Genomic DNA, 19943 nt, shown 5'->3' with positions numbered 1-19943 from the left:
AGGTCGTCGATGTTGGTCAACCCGCCCTTCGCATAATCCAGGGTGGCGTGGTGGATCTCCGAATGCGCGGCCGGTTGCGAACACCCGGGGTGCGAGCACACTTGTCCGTCGGGTTTGGCGAACAACGCCATGCGTTGCCCGCGGCTCGCCAGCCGGGCGCGACCCAAATACAGCGGCACGGTGGTGTGCTCACCGAACACCGCCAACCAGGGTTGCGCGTCGGCGGCCAACCGGATGACGTCTTTGATGGGCAGCAGGCTGTTGGTGGCGGTGACGCCGTGGCCGGTTTCGTTGATCAGGTCGGTGAGGTCGGCTTTGATGATCAGCTGCACCGGTAGCCCGCGATGCGATTCGCCGAGTTCCCCCGACGTCAGGGCCAGCTTGTACACGGCCTGCATCGCATCATGGTTGCGTTGGGCTTGGCTGCGGGTGTCACGGTCGGCGGCGGCCGCCAATTTTTCGGGGTCGGCGTCTTCGACGGAACCCGACGGTGAGTCGGGGTCGTCGGGGTTGTTCATGCCGGGGGCTGCCCACACCGCCCAGACGGCTTCTTGGTCGGCGCGGCATTCCGGGGTCATTTTGCCGGTCATCTTCGACATCTGCTGGGTGTCTTGGCGGCCGAGGAACACTTGGCGTTTCTGCTGCCGGTCGGTGTCGTCGGTCAACTCGCCGTCGGGGTCGAGGTGTGCCATGAGGCGGGCACCGATCGCGGTCAACTCCGCGGGGGTGTGCACGCGCGCGTAGTCGGCCATCTGCTTTTCGGCGTTGACCTTGATGTCGTGGTCGACCTGGTGCGGGATGTCGTCGAGGACGTCGATCACCACCCGCGCATGTGCGGGCCCGACCGCCCCCTCGGCGAACGCCTGCGCCAACGTGGGGTACTTCGGGGCGAGGGGTTCACCGGTCAACCCGTGATAGGTCGCGGTGGCGGTCATCTGCTTGCGACGGCGCATCGGCTCCGACACCCGCAACCCGACGACCATCATGTCGGTCACCGACCGAAACCCGAACCGGCGCTCCGCATTCCGATCCGACAACTCGACGATCTGCCGGTCACCCTGAAACGTCAACCGGTTGATCGCCCGTTCATTGGCTGCCGCGACCTCCAACAACGACTCATCCGAACACTGCGACAGATCCGTCGCGGCCAGGTCATCGATGAGGGCGTGCAATTGCGCAAGCTTGTCTTCGACGCTGGTTCCCGGACCACCACTCGAATCGCTTGCGCTCATTGTCACCCCCCAGTGAATGCGATCAAACATCAGTTCGTCGCTTGTGCATTCGAGTCTACGCCCGATCTATCCGCATGGCAACACCTGATCGAAAATACTTTTGACAAGTTTCGCGGGTATGGACGGGCTGTCGCGTTTCTCCAAGACACCCCCGCCCGCCACGGGCAGGCTGGGTTCATGAATGCCACTCCCGACATCCAAACCCACACCGTCGCAGCGACTTTCCAGGTCGCCTCCTGGGAAGAGGAAACGATCTACCTCGCCGACGACCACACCGTCGAGATCAGCGGAAAGGATTACCCGACGCACGGCTTCGCTCGCGCCGACGTCACCTACAGCTATGACGGCGACGTCTCCGGTACCGGCCGCCTGTCCTACCTGCTCGCCTATAGCGCCGAAGGCGATGCACCCACCTTCGGATTCGAGGCATTCGAGGGCTCCATCGACGGCCACGAGGGCACGCTGGTGCTGCGCCACAACGGCTTCCACAATGCGACCGGGGTCTACGAGCGGCTCGACATCGTCGAGAACCTGGGCACCGGCGGGCTGGCGGCCATGCGCGGATACGCGCAGATCGAGATCGCCGGACACAGCGACGCCGGCTACCCCATCACCTTCCATTACACGATGGGCTGACCAGGCAACTCGCCATACACCGCAACAGCCGCGACCGATCGGTCGCGGCTGTTGCGGCTCGATGACCGCTCTGCGCGGTGTTTCGTTACTCACAGTTCGGCCCTGGACTGGGGATCGAGTTTGTCAAAACGGCCCGACAGGCGAATTCTGGATGGTGAACAGGTTTGGGGATCGCGAGGACTGTGATGGACGATCGGACGGCGTATCGGCGCCGGGACGCGTACCTGCCGTGGTCGCACAATGCGTTGATGCGGCGCGGCGATCGAATGTTCGCCACCGCGGCGGTGATTTCGGTGGCCCTGGTGTTGCTGGCCATTCCGCTATGCGTGTGGGCGGGCAACGCCACCTACCGGGCCGTCACCGCCCGGGCGGACGACGCGATCCCGATCAGCGCCACGGTCGTCCACGTCACCGACCCTGGAGCCACCGCCGTGGGAACCACTGCGACCCTCGCCTGGCGCACCTCCTCGGGTCGCCATACCGACACCATGTCGGTGGCCGACGGCACCAAGACCGGCGCCGTCCTCGACGCCTGGACCACTGCGGACGGCACCCGCCTGCACAACCATCCCGGCGTCACCGAACGTGTGCTGGGCGCGGTCTGGGTCGGTGGACTGACGTGGCTGGCGGTACTCACCCTTGTCATCATCGCGACCGGCCTCGTGCGACGTCGCGTCACCCGCACCCATGACGCGCTCTGGGACCGCGAGTGGGCGCTCGCCGGCAAAGCCAACGGCTGGGCCGCCCGCTGAACTCTCCGCCAGGGCCCGTCAGCGGCCGGGCAGATACTTCAGGGCACGCATCGCGTACGGGCTCGCCGCGCGGTAGAGGCCCCGCGGGATGCCGGGGGCGCGATCGATACCGATGAACCGCTGCTCGGCGATGGTCTGCGACTCGGTGTATTTGAGCAGCCCCTCCTCGCCGTGCCTGCGACCGACACCCGAGATGCCCATGCCGCCCATCGGGGCCGCCGTCGACGCCCATGCCGCGGCGTAGCCCTCGTTGATGTTGACGGTGCCGGCGCGCAGCTTCTCCGCGATGCGCTGCGCCTCTTCGCTGCTGCCGGCCCAAACGCTCGCGTTCAGCCCGTATGCGGTGTCGTTGGCGAGTTTGATCGCCTCGTCGACGGAGTCGACGGGATACACCGACACCACCGGCCCGAAGGTCTCGTCGGCGAAGCACTCCATCGCGTCGGTGACGCCGGTGAGCACGGTCGGCTCGAAGAAGAACGGCCCGAGATCTGCACGGCGCTTACCGCCGGCGACCACCGTGGCACCCTTGGCCACCGCGTCGTCGACGTGCGCCTGCGCCGCGTCGACCTGGGCCGCCGATGCCAGCGAGCCCATGTCGGCGTTGAAGTCGTAGGAGGCGCTCAGGCGCATCTTGCGGACAAACGCGCCGAATTTCTCGATGAACTCGTCGGCGATGGCGGCATCGACGTAAAGCCGTTCGATCGAGATGCACAACTGGCCCGAGTTCGAGTAACAGGCGCGGGCAGCGCCCTCGACGGTCCGGTCGATGTCGGCGCCGGCGGTCACGATCATCGGGTTCTTGCCGCCGAGTTCGGCCGAGAATCCGATCAGCCGTCGGCCGGCCTGCTCGGCCAGGGTGGCGCCGGTCGCCGACGATCCGGTGAACATCACATAGTCGGTGGTCGCGACGATCGCCTGCCCGACGACGCTGCCCGGTCCGGGCACCACCGCGTACAGCTCCGGCGGCAGGCCCGCCTCGTAGAGGAGTTCGGCGAGGGCCAGTGCACAATACGGCGTCTGGCTGTCCGGCTTGATGACGACGCCGTTGCCCGCGAGCAGCGCCGCGACCGCGTCGGAGACCGCGAGCGTCAGCGGGTAGTTCCACGGACTGATGACGCCGATGACACCCTTGGGCTGATACCGCACCCGCACCTTGGTGGCACCCGGGAGGATGCCCTTCACCTTGCGATCGGCGAGCAGCTTGGGGCCGTTGGCGGCGTAGTACCGCGCGGACAGCGCGACGTCGATGACCTCTTCTTGGGCGTACGCGCGGGCCTTACCCGTCTCGGCCTGTGCGATGTCCATGAGCGACACCGCATTTCGGTGTACCAACTCAGAGAACCGGTCGATCACCTTGGCACGGTCCTGCGGGCTGCGGGCAGCCCAGCCCTCCTGTGCGGCGCGCGCACGTGCCACCGCGGTCTCGAGGTCGTCGGCGGTGCCGACCGGGATGGTGGCCATCTCGACGCCACTGAACGCCTCGAGCACCGGACGGGTCGGGCGGTCCGCCGCGTTGTCGATCGCGGCGAGCGCGCCGAGCCGGGCGAAGTATTCGGGTGTGGGTCGGGCCATGATCAATCTCCTCGCGCGATCGGACAGAACGGGTGGTCGGGTCAGACGGCGGCGACGAGCACGATGCCGTCGTCGTCGGAATAGAGGGTGTCGCCGGGGGCGAAGGTGATGCCGCCGAGTTCGAGCGGGATGTCGCGCTCCCCGGCGCCGGTCTTGGTGGACTTGCGCGGATTGGTGCCCAGCGCCTTCACCCCGATCTGCATCCCGCCGATCGCCTTCGCGTCGCGGATCGCGCCGTTGACGATGACGCCGGCCCAGCCGTGGGACCGGCCGAGCTCGGCGATCAGGTCGCCGACCAGTGCGGTATGCACCGATGCGTCCCCGTCGACGACGAGCACGCCACCCGGATTCGATTCGCCCAGGATCGACTTGAGCAGCGCATTGTCCTGAAAGCAGCGGACCGTGGTGACGTGGCCGACGAACTCGCGCACCCCGCCGTACTGGGTAAACTGGGTATCGCAGCTCCGCACATCGGCACCGATCTCGTCGACCAGGTCGGCGGTCGGGGTAAAGGTGAGCTCACTCATACCGAACAGCATAGGTGTTACCGAAACCAACAGGTAATGCCGCTCACGCGACGGCGCAGTGGCGGGTGGTGACGAAGTGATCGTGGACGCCGAGGTGAGCGGCTCGACGGTCACCGCGAGCCGCGAACGTCCTCGAGGATCGCGGTGAGGTTGTGACGGCTGCGGATCGGGCTGACTGCGGTGAGCATCCCGGGGCGGCGGGCGGGAACGAGGACCCCGGCGTCGATCAATGCCGATCGGGAGCCTTCGCTTTCGGCGGCCGGCACCAGATGCGCGACGAGGCGTCCATTGTTCGCCACATCCAACGTCTCGCCGGCCTCGACTCGCGCGAGGTATCGCGATGCGTTCTCACCGCAGCTCACGCACTCCGATGGTCTCCATACCGAAAGCCTATGCCCGATCGTGCTACCGCGGCTCGAGCCGAGCCGTCAGCCACTCGGCGATCGCCGTCGCAGTACGCGGGTCGGTGGGTACCGGCGTGTGGCCGGCCGGGTGGACCGCGAAATCCACGGGCGTGCCGGCGCGCCGATACTTCCCGACCAGCTCCGCGACCACCGGCAGCGGGGCCACCGCGTCGTAGGCTCCCGCGTCGACACGAATCGGCAACCCGGCCGGAAACCTCAGGTGGGCAACATCATTGCGGTCGACGATGGCCGCCAGCTGTGCGCGTGCCGACACCCCGCGCGGCCCGAGGAGCTGGGTCGGGGCCATGCCGCCGAACGAGTCCGATGCCGACAACCCGGTGTAACAACGACTTTCGAGGTGCGGGAGCAGTCGCCTCGCGGCGGGGCTGAGGCCCCCACGCTCGACCAGGCCGGCGAAGCCCGGGTCGGCGGCCGCGGCGCCGTGGATCAGCAGGGCGGCGAGTCCGACGAGGTCGGCGGTCGGCGCGCCGCCGAACGGTAGCTGTCCGACACCGGAGACGATGTCGCCCATGTGCGTCGGCGGGGTCACCGCGGCCACCGCGCGTAGCCGCAGGCCGCCCCACTCGACCGCGGGCGACGCGGCCGCGAACAGTGCCGCCACCGCCCCCTCGGAGTGGCCGGCCAGCACGACGTCGCGGCCGATCCGCGAGTCTGTGTGCCGCACCGCCAACGCCGCGTCGATCGTCGACCGCGCCAGCGACCGGCCGATCAGATACGGATGCGGCCCCGGCGCCCCGATCCCTTCGAAATCTGGTCGTACAACCGCAATTCCGGCGTCGAGCAGCCTGCCGACAATCCGATTCCCGGAGGTCATGTGCGCCAGCTCGGGATCACCGGCCCGCGCCGATGACGGGGCACAGACGTCGGCTGCACCGACCGTCATGTGATTCCACACGGCCAATGGCCAGCCACCGGGAGGCGGCGCGGACCGTGGCAGCAGCAGCGTCCCGGTCATCTGGGTCGGCTGCCCCCGCACCGACGTCGACGAATAACGGATCAGCGTGGTCGAGACCGCCTGTGGCAGTGCGACGACGGGATCGGTCACCGGCGTGGCCGCGAGAACGGTCGGGACCACCACCGGCGCACCACGCGCCCCGCCCGCGCCCGCCAACGCCGCAACCGCGGTCATCGCCAGGATCACAACGCCTGCGCTGCACCGCTTCCCACGTGCCGCCGGCATTAGGGTCACCGGGGTACCAGGCCGATCGATCGGCTCGGCTGCGCGTCGAGACGATCAAGGGTGTCGGCAAAGAACGCGGCCACCGGGGCGAGTTGGCTGCGGTCGACCTTGTCGAGGGTGTCGGCGTCGTCATACATGTACAGCGGTCCGGCGATGAAGCTCACGACGGGTATCCCGGCGACCAGGGCGAACGACGCGTCGGTCGGCACGCCGCCGCCGGTGTATTGGAAGGGCGCGGCATTGAGCATCGTGGCGGCCCGAACATCGTTGCGGCTCAACGAACGTGCCATGTCGGCCTTGAGAGCGAGATTCACGTTCTCGAAGATGCCCTTGGGCTCGGGCTGATCGGTGGTGATCAGACGGCCGTTCGCGGCGCGCTTGGCATGGCGCCCCACATGTTCGATCGTGGTGTTGGCCACGATGTTCCACGGCGTGGCCCGGCGCACGAGATATTTGTCGACGAATGCCTGATGGGACTGATATCCGGTGAAGTGGGAGTCGAAGGTGACGAACATCAGGCTCTTGTCGCGCGGACGGTATCCCGGCCGCCGGGCCGCCGCACCGTAGTGGTCGGCGAGCGCGATCACCTCGGCGGTGCCGGTGCCGTCCTCGACGGCGCCGGTGGTCACCGAATCATGATGCGACTGCACCATGACCGTGTCGCGGGTACGCCCTGCCAGCATGCCGACCACGGTGCGAGCGGTCACCGCCCGCCGGTCCACGGTGAGATCGATTCGTGCTCGATTCCCCTGCCGGGCAAGCATTTCGCGCATCCGAGCCCCGTCAGCGCGGGTCACCCACATTCCGGGGATCGTCATCGCGAGTCGCCGGTAGTACTCGTTGTGATAGCGATTGGAGTCGAAGTAGTCGTCGAGCACACCGACGAAGCCGACGGCGCCGGCCTGTTGCGCCTCGCGGACAGTCGATTCCAGTGACGTCAGGTAGGGATTGGCGGCGAGCATCGTCTCCGGATCGAATCGCGAGTTCCCCGGATCGTTGATGTACTCGGCCAATGGCAGCATGCCTGCGGTGGGTAGCAAGAAGTCCAGGTCGAACAGGACGATCTTGCCGCGCACATCGTGACCGGCGACCTTGCCGTTCCCGATGTCGGCGACCGGCGCGGTGAGCCCGGTCATCCCGGTGCTGCGGTGCCCGGCGCCGGCATCGGCCGGGATGAACGAGTGCGATACCGGGAAGGCGTCGATCGGGGTGTCACCGACACGCAGCCCGTAGTTCGACGGCGTCCAATCGTAGGAGGTGACCTCCTCGAAGTGGACGTCGGACAGCCCGGCGGCCTGGAAGCGCTGGGCCACATAGTCGGCGGCGCGGCGGCCACCCGGTGACCCGGTTGCCCGCGGACCCGACGACGTCAGGTCGCCCACGGTGGAATAGATCGACTCGCTGCTCATCGGGCTCGCCGGGCTCGCGTGCGCCGGCGCCACATGCGGCCCGACGCACGCTGCCGCGACGGCCACGACGGCCCCGATGACTCGCCGCACCACTATTCTCGAACGCACTGCACTCCCTCGATCCGTCCGCACACCAACTCGATCCGTCCGCACGCCAAGTAACGTACGGTTCGGTACTTTACTACAGGAGGTATTACGTCCACGTCCGATTCGGCCGAATCGCCCATTCCCAGGATCACCGAGGGCGTCTTCTTCAGCACACCTGAGCGCCTGCCGCGCGGTCCGCACGGCCTGAGTCGCGAGAAGGTCCGCGCCATCCAGTCCGAGCGCGTGATGATCGCCTACACCGAACTGGTGGCCGCGTACGGCTACCAGGCGGTCGGCGTCAAGGAGGTGGTGGCACGCTCCGGGATGTCACGCTCGGCGCTCTACGACTGCTTCGAGCACATCGACGCCTGCGCCGACGCCGCCTACGACCGATTCATCTCGGTACTGGTCACCGAGATGACGGCGCGGCTGACCCACACCGCCGTCAGCCGCGACATTCCCCTGGTGCTGCGCGCCTACCTCGAGACATTGCAGCGCGACCTCGTCGTCGCCCGTGCATTCCAGCTCGAGTTCGACGCAGCCGGGCCGTCCGCGCGCCGACGCCGCCGGGCGGCAATGGAATTCATCGCGACATTTCTCCGTGACGAGCATCGCAAATTGGCCGTCGACGACGCCGATCTCGACCCCGATCTCCCGTTCGAGGTCTTCCTCGCGGCCGTCTACGCCGTCCGCCAACTCTCCTCCGACGCCCTCGATACGCACGCCGAACCGGCACTACCGGACCTCGAACCCCTGCTGTCGGGTTGGCTCGCACGCAGCCTGCTCCGGCCCGGGAGTCGACGAGCGCCGGGCACGTCGACAACCTGAGCTCGTCGGAACCACCTATGTCCGCCCGCCGACCTCGCCCACCAACTCGGCCACCTCGTCGGGTCGATCGAGCACCACGAAGTGGCGGGCGGCCACGGTACGGAACTGCGCACCGAGATCCGCGGCGTAGCGCCGCTGCTTCCAGCACCAATAGCGCTGCCACACAGCCGGTCCCGACACCGCAGCCAGCACGATGGTCGGCACCTCGGGCATCGGGCGTGTATGTCGCATCCGCCGGAGCGCTGCGTTGATCGCGGGGAAGGCGGCGTTCTCCGTCAGCGTCGCCAGCAGCATCGACGGTCCGCCGAACAGCCTGCCGGCCCAGCGCCGTTGGGACTCGTCGAACCCCTCGGGAGGCCGCGGCAGCACCCGCTCACGCACTGCGGCACCATCCGCCGGGCGAATTCCGCTGCACCGGCCGATCGTCCGCAGCAGGCCGATCGCCCGGTGCGCGTTGCCCACCCGGACACCGGTGGGCAGAATGCGCCACGGGACCAGCACATACGACCCGTCGAGGATCAGCACACCGGCGGTCCGGTCAGGGCGGGTTCGCGCGAATCCCTCGACGTACAACGACGCCAGCGAATGCCCGACGAGGATCACCGATCCGGCGACACCCACCGCGTCGAGAACGGCCAGCATCCGGTCGATCTCACCATCCAGCGACGGAACATGATGGGCCCGAGGCGCTTCGGACATCCCGTAGCCGGGCCGGTCGTAACGGACCACGCGATGGCCGCGGGCCACCAGCCGCGCGGCCAGCGGATCGAGATCGAACCAGTTGCTGCCCAATGCGGCCATCAGCAGCACCGGCGGCCCCGCACCCTCGTCGACGACGTGGATGCGTCGGCCGTCGACCTCGACGAACCGACCCGGCACCGACGTTCCGGATCGGGGCCCGGCCGGCTCGGTCATCACCCCTCGTCGGGCTTGACCAGCGGGAAGGCCAGCGACTCGCGGATCGACTGCCCGGTGATCAGCATGACGACGCGGTCGACGCCGATACCGAGACCGCCGGTCGGTGGCATCGCATACTCGAGCGCCTCGAGGAAGTCCTCGTCGAGCTCCATCGCCTCCGCGTCGCCGTCGGCGGCCAGGATCGATTGCGCCGTCAGCCGTCTGCGCTGTTCGACCGGGTCGGTGAGCTCGGTGTAGGCGGTGCCGAGCTCCACCCCCCACGCCACGAGATCCCACCGTTCGGCGACGCCCGCGCGGCTGCGGTGCGCGCGGGTCAGCGGCGACGTCGACGTCGGGAAGTCGATGTAGAACGTCGGGAACGTCGTGCGGTCCTCGCCGAGATGCTCATACAGCTCCAGCACGAGGGCGCCGGCATCCCAATCCGGCCGGTGCGCGATCTCCAGGCGATCGCAGATCCGTCGCAGGTCTTCGGCGCTCGTCTCGGGCGTGATCTCCTCCCCCGCGCCCTCGGAGACGACCTCGTGCACCGTCTTCACCGGCCACGCCCCGGAGATGTCGATTCGCTCCGGGTTGCCGTCGGCGCCGGTCCGGTAGATCACCGGCTCACCGTGCGCGGCAGTCGCGGCAAACTGGATCATCTCCCGGGTCAGGTCCAGCATCTTCAGGTAATCGCTGTGTGCCTCATATGCTTCCAGGCTGGTGAACTCCGGGTTGTGGCTGAAGTCGACGCCCTCGTTGCGGAAGTTGCGGCCGATCTCGTAGACCTTCTCCACCCCGCCGACGCACAGCCGCTTGAGGTAGAGCTCGGGGGCGATCCGTAGATACAGGTCCAGGTTGTAGGCATTGATGTGGGTATGGAACGGAGTTGCGTTGGCGCCGCCATGTACCTGCTGCAGTATCGGCGTCTCCACCTCCAAGAAGTCACGCGCCGAGAGGAAGTCGCGCAATGCCTTGACCACCACGCTGCGTGTCCGCAGCAGCTCACGACTGCGCGCGTTGGTGGCGAGATCCAGATAGCGTTGCCGCACACGGGCTTCCGGATCGGCGAGGCCGGCCCACTTGTCGGGCAGTGGACGCAGGCACTTGCCGTTGATCCGCCACGCATCGATCAGCACCGACAGTTCGCCCGAGCGGCTCTCCCCCAGGATGCCGCGCGCCTCGATCAGGTCGCCGAGATCCACGTCATCACCGAAATCCGGGGTTCCCGGGATGATCCGGCAGTTCTCGACGAGCAGCTGGACCTCGCCGGACCAATCGTGGAGGTCGGCGAAGATCACCTTGCCGAAGTCGCGCAGCCGGGTGACCCGGCCGGCGATGGTCACCTGCGTGCCCGCCGGCTCCTCCCGCGCCTGCGCGACGGTGTGGGTCGGGGCGTCTGCGGGCGGATACGGATCGAATCCTTCGGCGACCAGGCGATCGAGCTTCGCCATGCGCACCCGCACCTGCTCGGGCCGATGCACCGTGACGGCTTCCCGATCGGCTTCGGCCGCAAGTTCGGCGATGAGTTCGTCGACGTCGATGCCGGCCGGCACCGACGACCCGCCGTCGGCATTGCGTTCCTTGCGACGCAGCCGCGGCAGCTGCACAAAGCCCTCGGTGACGACGCTGGCCAGCCCGGCGCGCGGCAGCATGCGGGCATCCTCGAAGCACAAGAAGCGTGGCTGCCAATCGGGCAGGTATTTCGCGTTGGACTTGTAGAGCGACTCCATCTGCAGAAACCTGGAGCCGAACATGAGCAGCGAGTAGGTCGCCCGCGTCACCGGTCCGGCCCCGATCTGACTGCCCTGTTCGAAGAACGCGCGGAACGTCGCGAAGTTCAACGAGATCTCACTGATGCCGACCAGCGCGGATTGCCGGCACAGCTCGGCGACCATCGTCTCGACGACGCCGTTGACGCCGTTGCGGTCGCGGCGCATGACGTCCAGCGAGATCCCGCGTCGACCCCACGGGACGAACGAGAGCATGCCGACAACCTTCTCGTCGCCGGCCTCCGCGTCCCCGGCCGTGCCGTGGGCACCGTGCTGGATCGCCTCGACCAGCAGGCAATCGCCGTCGGCCGGATCGCCGAGTCGCGACAGCGCCATTGCGAAGCCGCGTTCCTCGTCGGTGTCACGCCACGCGTCGGCGCGCGCGATCACCTGCGCCATCTCTTCGTCCGACAGTTCACGGTGGCGGCGCACCCGCACGGTCACGCCGGCGCGGCGGTTACGGGTGACGGCCTGCCGCACACTTTTCATCGTCGATCCCGAGAGACTGAACTCGGCCGTGTGGATGATCGCCTCGTCACCGATGGTGAGCGTGCCGAATCCGGCGGCGTCATAGGCGGCGGCGCCGCGCTGACCGGCGCCCATGGCCGCCGGATGCCAGCCGTAGCGCTCGCAGAGGGTCAGGAACTCCGCGATCGCCCCCGGCCACGACGCCGGGTCGCCGATCGGGTCGCCACCGGCCAGGCCGACACCGAGTTCCACGCGATAGGTGATCGCGGCACGTCCGTCGAGGGAGAACACGACCGCCTTGTCGCGCCGTGTCGAGAAGTAGGCCAGCGAGTCGTCGGCGCCGAACCGGTCGATCAGCGCCCGGATCAGCCGTTCGTCCTCTGCGGTCATCAGCGACTGCAGTCGCTGTGACCGGAACAGGACGAGTGCCGCGACGATCAGCGCCAGCGCTCCGAGAAGCCCGAGCAATCCGTTGATCCACGGGTGGGTGTGGCCGTCGAAGGTGCGCTGGTCGATTGTCGCGAAGGCGACGACGCGGTTGAACGCGTACGCCAGTCGTTCGCCATGTTGCAGACTGCCCGGGGCCAGCTCCACCAGACCCCAGCCGATCAGCGTGGCGACGGCCAGACCGCCGATCAACACGCCGTTCGCGCGCAGCAATGCGCCACGACGAACCCGCGTATAGAACTGCCGGTAGGTCAGGAGCAGAAAGATCAGGATTGCCGCATCGATGGCCAGACCGATGCCGATGTTGATGCGCTCGGTCCGTGAGATATTCAGATCGGCGCCGATCGCCGGGACGAACAGCAATGCGTTGGAGATCAGGAACAATGGCACCAGGATGACGCAGATCCACCACGCGATCCGTTTGCGGGCCGCGAGTGCGATCGCCAGGATCGCGAGCACATAGGCCCACGCGAAACTCGTATCCGGCAACGCGACGATGTAGTTGTCCACGTAGTCACGCGGTACATGGATCCAATGCCGGAAGAACGGAAAAACGCTGGACGCCAAGGCGATCGCGGCCAGCACGCCGACGACGGTGCCGGCGATCCGCGGTGCGCCGCGGCCGAATCCCCGCGGACTCCGGATCTGATCGAGCAGCTCGGCCGATCGACGTTCGGCCGCCTTCGGGTCCGGTCTCGCCGGTAGGTGCCGCCTCGCCTCGGCGGTCTGCTCAGCACGCGTCTCGACCACCATGAATCACAACCTTAGACTGCGGTTCGGTTCGCCGGAAACGCTTGCATTCGGGCAGGATGGCCGGTGTGTGGGACGTGGTGATCAACGATCAGGCAATCCGGCTCGGCCAGTTCTTGAAACTGGCCGGCCTCATCGACTCCGGCGCGGAGGCCAAGGAAGTCATCTCCGACGGACTCGTGTCGGTCAACGGCGAGGTGGAGACCCGCCGCGGGCGTCAGTTACACGTCGCCGACGTCGTCGAATTCGCGGGGCGGTCCGCGCGTGTCGCCGCCGAATGAGGCGGCAATCGATCAGCCGTTGAGGCGGCGAAGCTCCGCGGCCGTGATCAACCGTTCGGCCTCGGCCGGGAACGTACGAGCCTGGCGCCGAGTGCGACGAATGGAGAGCGCACCGAGCCTGGCGGGACGACGGGGTCCATGGAATGTATCAGCCAACTTCATGACCTGACGCTTCCCTGATCAATACAACGGATACCGACTTCGTTTTACTGTAGCGGTAATCATGACGACCACCACCACACCCGTGTACGTCGATATTGGCATGCAAATCGTTACCTGACCGGCAGCGACTCGCACCCCGTTGAACTGGGTCGAATCAGAACGTGGCGAAGATCACTCGGCTGCGAGAACCCGGACCAGACGAGATCCTCAGCGCTGGGCGACCTGCGTGGGAACGATCGGCGCGGGCAGATCCGACCGGCCGGCCAGATAGTTGTCGGCGGCGGCAGCGGCCGAACGACCCTCGGCAATGGCCCACACGATCAGCGACTGTCCGCGGCCGGCGTCCCCGGCGACGAAGACGTTCTCCTGGCCGGAAGCACGGAACTCGTCGTCACGCTTGATGTTTCCGCGTTGGTCGTACTCGACGCCGAGCTTGTCGAGCAGATCGCCGCGCTCGGGTCCGACGAAGCCCATCGCCAGCAGGACGAGGTCGCATTCGAGCTCGAAATCGCTGCCCTCGACCTTCTCGAAACGGCCTTCGCGCATCACGACCTCGTGTGCCTTGAGTGCGGTGACCTTGCCGTTCTCGCCGACGAACTGTTCGGTGTTGACCGAGAACATCCGCTCGCCACCCTCTTCGTGAGCCGATGACACGCGGTACATCAACGGATACGTCGGCCACGGGGTCGACTCGGCGCGCTCATGCGGTGGCATCGGCATGATCTCGAACTGGTGCACGATCTCGGCGCCCTGACGCAGCGACGTGCCCAGGCAGTCGGCGCCGGTGTCGCCGCCACCGATGATGACGACCTTCTTGCCCTTCGCGGTGATCTGTCCCTCGACGGTGTCACCGAGCTGCACCCGATTGGCCTGGGGCAGGAACTCCATCGCCTGGTGGATGCCGTCGAGATCCCGGCCACCGATCGGCAGGTCACGGCCGATCGTCGAACCCATCGCCAGGATCACCGCGTCGAAGTCCTCACGCAACTGCGCGACGGTGACGTCGACCCCGACGTTCACGCCCGGACGGAACACCGTCCCCTCGGCCTTCATCTGCTCGAGACGGCGATCGATGTGGCGCTTCTCCATCTTGAACTCGGGGATGCCGTACCGCAGCAGCCCACCGATCCGGTCGGCGCGCTCGTAGACGTAGACGGTGTGTCCGGCGCGGGTGAGCTGCTGCGCCGCAGCCAGTCCCGCGGGTCCCGAACCGACGACGGCAATACTCTTGCCGGTGTGCTCGGACGGCACCACCGGCGTCACCAGACCGGTTTCCCAGGCGTTGTCGATCAGCTCGACCTCGACCTGCTTGATGGTGACCGCCGGCTGGTTGATGCCGAGCACACACGACGCCTCGCACGGCGCCGGACACAACCGCCCGGTGAACTCCGGGAAGTTGTTGGTGGCGTGCAACCGTTCGATGCCGTCGTCCCAACGACCCTTGTGGACCAGGTCGTTCCACTCCGGGATCAGGTTCCCCAACGGGCAACCGTTGTGGCAGAACGGGATACCGCAGTCCATGCATCGGCTGGCCTGGGTCTCGAGGGCACCGTGATCGAAGTCGGTGTAGACCTCTTTCCAGTCCATCAGGCGCAGGTCGACCGGCCGGCGCTCGGGCAGTTCACGCTCGGTGTGCTTGAGGAATCCTCTGGGATCAGCCACGTGCGGCCTCCATGATCGCTTCGTTCACGTCTCGTCCATCTCGCTCGGCGGCGGTCGCCGCCGCGAGCACCCGCTTGTAGTCACGCGGCATCACCTTGGCGAACTGGGTCTGTGCGGTCTCCCAGTCGGCGAGCAGCGCTGCCGCGACCGGCGACTCGGTCTCGTCGCGGTGCTCGGTGATGATCCCGGCAAGAAACTCGATGTCGTCGGCGTCGAGCGGCTCGAGTTCGACGAGTTCGCCGTTCAGGTTGTCGGCGAAGTTCTGCGCCGGGTCGTGCACGAAGGCAAGCCCGCCGGACATACCCGCGGCAAAGTTGCGCCCGGTCGTCCCGAGCACCACCACGCGGCCACCGGTCATGTACTCGCAGCCGTGATCGCCGACGCCCTCGACAACGGCGGTGGCTCCGGAGTTGCGCACACAGAAGCGCTCGCCCACCACGCCGCGCAAAAAGATCTTGCCCGCGGTCGCGCCGAAGCCGATGACGTTGCCGGCGATGATGTTGCGCTCGGCGACAAAGCCTTCGGGGGCGTTGCGCGCCGGACGCACCACGATGCGGCCGCCGGAGAGGCCCTTGCCGACGAAGTCGTTGGCGTCGCCCTCGAGCCGCAAAGTGATGCCCTTGGGCACGAACGCACCAAAGCTGTTGCCTGCCGATCCGGTGAAGTCGATCATGATCGTGCCGTCCGGAAGACCGTGTGCGCCATAGGCCTTGGTGACCTCGTGGCCGAGCATGGTGCCGACGGTGCGGTTCACGTTGGTGATCTTCGACGAGAAGCTCACCCGGGTACCGTGATCGATCGCCTCGCGACTCTGCGCGATGAGCTGCTGATCGAGCGCCTTGTCGAGTCCATGATCCTGCACGCCGGAGCAGTACAGGTCCTGATTCATGAACGGCGATTCGGGCTGTGCGAGCACCGAAGACAGGTCGAGCCTGCCGGCCTTGTCCGAACTCCAGTGCGACAGCGCCTTTCCGGTGTCGAGGGCCTCGACGCGGCCGACCGCCTCCCGCAGGGTGCGGAAGCCCAGGCGCGCGAGGAGTTCGCGCACCTCCTCGGCGATGAACATGAAGAAGTTCTCGACGAACTCCGGTTTGCCGGTGAAACGCTCACGCAGCAGCGGATTCTGGGTGGCCACACCCACCGGGCAGGTGTCGAGGTGACACACGCGCATCATGATGCAGCCCGACACCACCAATGGTGCGGTGGCGAAACCGAATTCCTCGGCGCCGAGCAGAGCGGCGACCACCACGTCGCGGCCCGTCTTGAGCTGACCGTCGACCTGCACCGAGATGCGGTCGCGAAGACCGTTGAGCAGCAACGTCTGCTGGGTCTCGGCCAGACCGATCTCCCATGGCGCGCCCGCATGTTTGAGCGAGGTGAGCGGCGAGGCACCGGTGCCACCGTCGTGACCGGAGATCAGCACCACGTCGGCGTGGGCCTTGGACACACCCGCGGCGACGGTGCCCACACCGATCTCGCTGACGAGTTTCACGTGAATCCGAGCCTGCGGATTCGCGTTCTTCAGGTCGTGGATCAGCTGTGCGAGGTCCTCGATCGAATAGATGTCGTGGTGCGGCGGCGGCGAGATCAGCCCGACGCCCGGCGTGGAGCCGCGCACCTCGGCGATCCACGGGTACACCTTGTGCGGCGGCAGCTGACCGCCTTCGCCGGGCTTGGCGCCCTGGGCCATCTTGATCTGGATGTCGGTGCAGTTGCTCAGGTAGTGCGAGGTGACACCGAACCGGCCGGATGCGACCTGCTTGATCGCGCTGCGCCGCCAGTCGCCGTTCTCGTCCGGATCGAACCGGCGCGTGTCCTCGCCGCCCTCACCGGAATTCGAGCGTCCGCCGAGGCGGTTCATCGCGATCGCGAGGGTTTCGTGGGCCTCGGCGGAAATCGAGCCGAAGCTCATCGCGCCGGTCGAGAACCGTTTGACGATCTTCGACGCCGGTTCGACCTTGTCGATCGGGATCGGGTCGCGGTCACCGAAATTGAAGTCGAACAGCCCACGCAGCGTCGCCAGTTTGCGCGCCTGATCGTCGACCAGCTTGGTGTACTCCTTGAACACCTGGTACTGCCCGGTGCGGGTGGAGTGCTGGAGCTTGAACACCGTGTCCGGGTTGAACAGGTGGTACTCGCCCTCCCGGCGCCACTGGTATTCGCCGCCCACCGTGAGTTCGCGGTGCGCCCGCTCGCTGGGACGGTCGGTGAAGGCCAGCGCATGTCGCGCGGCGACGTCGGCGGCGATCTCGTCGAGTCCGATACCGCCGAGCTGACTGCGCAGGCCGGTGAAGAATTCGTCGACGGTGTCCTGGTCGATACCGATCACCTGGAACAGTTGCGCACCGGTGTAGGAGGCGAGGGTGGAGATACCCATCTTGCTCATCACCTTGAGCACGCCCTTGCTCCCGGCCTTGATGTAGTTGGCGCGGGCGGTCTCGAAGTCGATGTCGCCCAACGCCCCCCGCTCGACCATGTCCTCGATGGACTCGAAGGCCATGTACGGGTTGACCGCGGCCGCTCCGAAGCCGATCAGGGCGGCGAGGTGGTGGACCTCGCGGCAGTCGCCCGACTCGACGACCAGGCCGACGCGGGTGCGATTGCGCTCGCGCACCAGGTGATGGTGCACCGCGGCGGTCAGCAACAACGACGGGATCGGGGCGAGGTTCTCGTCGGATTCCCGGTCACTCAGGATGATCAGGTTCACGCCGTCGGCGATCGCGGCGGTGACCTGCGCGCGCACGTCGTCGAGTGCCTGGCGCAGTCCGGCGCCGCCCTGCGCCACCGGGTAGAGGCCGTGGATGTGGGCGCTGCGGAAATCCGGCAGGTTCGGGTCGTCATCGACGCGGACCAGTTTGGCGAGGTGATCGTTGTCGAGAACCGGTGTGGGCAGCACGATCTGGCGGCAGGCCGCCGCGCTCGGGTGCAGCAGGTCGGCCTCCGAGCCGATGGTGCCGCCGATCGCGGTGACGATCTCCTCGCGGATGGCGTCCAGTGGCGGATTGGTGACCTGCGCGAACAACTGCTGGAAGTAGTCGAAGAGCATGCGCGGCCGCGCGGAGAGCACCGCGATCGGGGTGTCGGTGCCCATCGACCCGATGGCCTCCGCCCCGGTGCGGGCCATCGGCGCGACGAGCAGATCGAGTTCCTCGGTGGTGTAGCCGAAGGTCAACTGCCGCAGCGTGACCCGCGGATGAGACATGTGCTCGTGGGGCAGCGACTTCACATTGTCGATGTGCACCAGGCCCGCGTCGAGCCACTCCTGGTACGGATACTCGGCGGCGAGCTGATCCTTGATCTCCTCGTCGTCGACGATCCGGCCGGCGGCGGTGTCGACGAGGAACATGCGTCCGGGCTGCAGGCGCAGCTTCTGCACCACCTCGGAGTGGTCGATGTCGAGGACGCCGACCTCCGACGCCATCACCACCAGACCGTCCCTGGTGACCCAGACCCGGCTGGGGCGCAACCCATTGCGGTCGAGCACCGCACCCACCACGGTGCCGTCGGTGAAGCAGACCGACGCCGGTCCGTCCCACGGCTCCATCAGGGTGGCGTGGTACTCGTAGAACGCCCGGTGCTCGGGCTTCATCGACTCGTGCCGCTCCCAGGCCTCCGGGATCATCATCAGCACCGCGTGCGGCAGGCTGCGCCCGCCGAGGTGCAGCATCTCGAGCACCTCGTCGAAGCGCGCGGTGTCGGAGGCACCCGGGGTGCACACCGGGAAGATCTTCTCGGAAACACTCCCGGTATCGGCCCCACTCTCGCCGAACAACTCCGTATCGATGAGCGCCTCACGGGCCCGCATCCAGTTCTCGTTACCGGTGACGGTGTTGATCTCGCCGTTGTGGGCGACCCGCCGGAACGGATGGGCCAGCGGCCACGACGGGAAGGTGTTGGTGGAGAAACGCGAATGCACCAGTCCCAGCGCGCTCTCGACCCGTGAGTCCTGCAGGTCGAGGTAGAACTCGCGCAGCTGCGGGGTCGTCAGCATGCCCTTGTAGACGAACGTCTTGCCCGACAGGCTCGGGAAGTACACGGTCTCGCGGCCCGGGCCGTCCGCACCGGCGCCCTTGGTGCCGAGCTCGTTCTGCACGCGCTTGCGCACCACGAACGCCCGGCGCTCGAGGACCATGCCGTCCGGATCGTCGGCATCCTCGGGCAGCGCGATGAACAGCTGACGGAACGTCGGCATCGCGTCGCGGGCGAGTGCACCGAGCCCGTTCTCGTTGACCGGCACCGCACGCCAGCCGAGAATGCGCAGACCCTCGGCCTCGACGATCTTCTCGACGCCCGCGCACGCCTCGGCAGCGTCCTTGGAACCCTGCGGCAGGAACGCGATGCCGGTGGCGTAGGCACCTTCGGCCGGCAGCTCGAAGTCGACGACCTCACGCAAGAAGCGGTCGGGAACCTGGATCATGATCCCGGCACCGTCGCCGGTGTTCGGCTCGGCGCCCGCGGCACCACGATGCTCCAGATTGATCAGCGCGGTGATCGCCTTGTCCACGATGTCCCGGCTGCGTCGTCCGTGCATGTCGACGACGAACGCGACTCCACAGGAGTCGTGCTCGTGGATGGGGTCATATAGGCCCGTGGGACCGGGAGCATGCTTCATATCTGCCTCACTTTGCGCGCGACCTTGCGCACCGATTCACCCGTATACGTCTGTTCGGACACCGCACCGCCGACCGTGTCCCGAAAGGCCCGTCCATGGGCTGACCTGGCACTTTTCGGAGATCAGGCGGTGGCGTCCCCGAGGTCAGCGCCGTTGCTGACACCTGGTCCCGGCAGTCGTTGCCAGGCAGGAAACACCCTGCTCGCTAAGCATTGTCAGATATTTTCTCACGCAGGGTGCCCAGTAC

Annotated in this window: 14 protein-coding genes; 4 read left to right on the top strand and 10 right to left on the bottom strand. The window is 67.2% G+C overall.

The genetic code is table 11. The annotated features are described in order from the left end of the window. A partial coding sequence (locus tag ACPXB3_RS20160; RefSeq protein WP_425729284.1) for a DUF222 domain-containing protein occupies positions 1–1232 on the bottom strand: 1232 nt, incomplete at its 3' end. A gap of 177 nt (positions 1233–1409) precedes the next feature. On the opposite strand from ACPXB3_RS20160, the gene ACPXB3_RS20155 reads away from it, so the two are divergent. Together ACPXB3_RS20155 and ACPXB3_RS20150 are read left to right on the top strand one after the other, a co-directional pair. Further along, a complete protein-coding gene (locus tag ACPXB3_RS20155; RefSeq protein ID WP_425729282.1) occupies positions 1410–1868 on the top strand; it encodes a DUF3224 domain-containing protein in 459 nt (152 codons plus the stop codon). 185 nt (positions 1869–2053) lie between these two features. After that, positions 2054–2620: an Rv1733c family protein gene (locus ACPXB3_RS20150; RefSeq protein WP_425704045.1), complete on the top strand. Its 567-nt coding sequence runs from the start codon at positions 2054–2056 to the stop codon at positions 2618–2620. Positions 2621–2638: 18 nt separating this feature from the next. Here ACPXB3_RS20150 and ACPXB3_RS20145 read toward each other — a convergent pair whose 3' ends face one another. The 5 genes from ACPXB3_RS20145 to ACPXB3_RS20125 all read right to left on the bottom strand — a co-directional run bounded on the left by ACPXB3_RS20145 (position 2639) and on the right by ACPXB3_RS20125 (position 7841). Beyond that, on the bottom strand, positions 2639–4192 hold the full coding sequence (locus ACPXB3_RS20145; protein WP_425704046.1) for a succinic semialdehyde dehydrogenase: 1554 nt from the start codon (positions 4190–4192) through the stop codon (positions 2639–2641). A gap of 41 nt (positions 4193–4233) precedes the next feature. Then, on the bottom strand, positions 4234–4731 hold the full coding sequence (rraA, locus tag ACPXB3_RS20140; protein ID WP_425704047.1) for a ribonuclease E activity regulator RraA: 498 nt from the start codon (positions 4729–4731) through the stop codon (positions 4234–4236). Positions 4732–4829: 98 nt separating this feature from the next. Beyond that, positions 4830–5081 carry a type II toxin-antitoxin system Phd/YefM family antitoxin gene (locus ACPXB3_RS20135; RefSeq protein WP_425704048.1) on the bottom strand — a complete coding sequence of 84 codons (252 nt, stop codon included), beginning with the start codon at positions 5079–5081 and terminating at the stop codon, positions 4830–4832. Between the two features lie 43 nt (positions 5082–5124). Then, a complete protein-coding gene (locus ACPXB3_RS20130) occupies positions 5125–6273 on the bottom strand; it encodes a lipase family protein (protein ID WP_425704049.1) in 1149 nt (382 codons plus the stop codon). Between the two features lie 56 nt (positions 6274–6329). Beyond that, a complete protein-coding gene (locus ACPXB3_RS20125) occupies positions 6330–7841 on the bottom strand; it encodes a M28 family peptidase (RefSeq protein ID WP_425704050.1) in 1512 nt (503 codons plus the stop codon). Between the two features lie 225 nt (positions 7842–8066). Here ACPXB3_RS20125 and ACPXB3_RS20120 point away from each other — a divergent pair, with 225 nt between their 5' ends. Further along, positions 8067–8648, top strand: a complete 582-nt coding sequence (locus tag ACPXB3_RS20120; protein WP_425704051.1) for a TetR/AcrR family transcriptional regulator — start codon at positions 8067–8069, stop codon at positions 8646–8648. Positions 8649–8663: 15 nt separating this feature from the next. Here ACPXB3_RS20120 and ACPXB3_RS20115 read toward each other — a convergent pair whose 3' ends face one another. Together ACPXB3_RS20115 and lysX are read right to left on the bottom strand one after the other, a co-directional pair. Then, complete coding sequence (locus tag ACPXB3_RS20115) at positions 8664–9563, bottom strand: alpha/beta fold hydrolase (RefSeq protein ID WP_425729280.1); 900 nt, start codon at positions 9561–9563, stop codon at positions 8664–8666. Beyond that, positions 9563–12982, bottom strand: a complete 3420-nt coding sequence (gene lysX, locus ACPXB3_RS20110) for a bifunctional lysylphosphatidylglycerol synthetase/lysine--tRNA ligase LysX (protein ID WP_425729278.1) — start codon at positions 12980–12982, stop codon at positions 9563–9565. The genes ACPXB3_RS20115 and lysX overlap by 1 nt, the downstream gene beginning before the upstream one ends. 56 nt (positions 12983–13038) lie before the next feature. On the opposite strand from lysX, the gene ACPXB3_RS20105 reads away from it, so the two are divergent. Further along, positions 13039–13260 carry an RNA-binding S4 domain-containing protein gene (locus ACPXB3_RS20105; RefSeq protein WP_425704054.1) on the top strand — a complete coding sequence of 74 codons (222 nt, stop codon included), beginning with the start codon at positions 13039–13041 and terminating at the stop codon, positions 13258–13260. 369 nt (positions 13261–13629) lie between these two features. On the opposite strand, the gene ACPXB3_RS20100 is transcribed toward ACPXB3_RS20105, so the two are convergent. Further along, on the bottom strand, positions 13630–15084 hold the full coding sequence (locus tag ACPXB3_RS20100) for a glutamate synthase subunit beta (RefSeq protein ID WP_425704055.1): 1455 nt from the start codon (positions 15082–15084) through the stop codon (positions 13630–13632). After that, the gene (gltB, locus tag ACPXB3_RS20095; protein WP_425729276.1) at positions 15077–19696 is read right to left on the bottom strand and encodes a glutamate synthase large subunit; all 4620 of its coding nucleotides are present in this window, start codon (positions 19694–19696) and stop codon (positions 15077–15079) included. Before gltB ends, ACPXB3_RS20100 begins: the two co-directional genes overlap by 8 nt. Positions 19697–19943: the final 247 nt, after the last annotated feature.

The sequence above is a fragment of the Gordonia sp. DT219 genome (assembly GCF_049847065.1).
Lineage (GTDB): Bacteria > Actinomycetota > Actinomycetes > Mycobacteriales > Mycobacteriaceae > Gordonia.
This window is presented reverse-complemented; position numbering and strand designations above follow the sequence as displayed.

Coding starts and splice junctions, on each gene's coding strand:
- lysX (WP_425729278.1), bottom strand. CDS start 12,982: ATGGTGGTCGAGACGCGTGCTGAGCAGACCGCCGAGGCGAGGCGGCAC.
- ACPXB3_RS20155 (WP_425729282.1), top strand. CDS start 1,410: ATGAATGCCACTCCCGACATCCAAACCCACACCGTCGCAGCGACTTTC.
- ACPXB3_RS20115 (WP_425729280.1), bottom strand. CDS start 9,563: ATGACCGAGCCGGCCGGGCCCCGATCCGGAACGTCGGTGCCGGGTCGG.
- ACPXB3_RS20150 (WP_425704045.1), top strand. CDS start 2,054: ATGGACGATCGGACGGCGTATCGGCGCCGGGACGCGTACCTGCCGTGG.
- gltB (WP_425729276.1), bottom strand. CDS start 19,696: ATGAAGCATGCTCCCGGTCCCACGGGCCTATATGACCCCATCCACGAG.
- rraA (WP_425704047.1), bottom strand. CDS start 4,731: ATGCTGTTCGGTATGAGTGAGCTCACCTTTACCCCGACCGCCGACCTG.
- ACPXB3_RS20130 (WP_425704049.1), bottom strand. CDS start 6,273: ATGACCGCGGTTGCGGCGTTGGCGGGCGCGGGCGGGGCGCGTGGTGCG.
- ACPXB3_RS20120 (WP_425704051.1), top strand. CDS start 8,067: ATGATCGCCTACACCGAACTGGTGGCCGCGTACGGCTACCAGGCGGTC.
- ACPXB3_RS20105 (WP_425704054.1), top strand. CDS start 13,039: ATGGCCGGTGTGTGGGACGTGGTGATCAACGATCAGGCAATCCGGCTC.
- ACPXB3_RS20145 (WP_425704046.1), bottom strand. CDS start 4,192: ATGGCCCGACCCACACCCGAATACTTCGCCCGGCTCGGCGCGCTCGCC.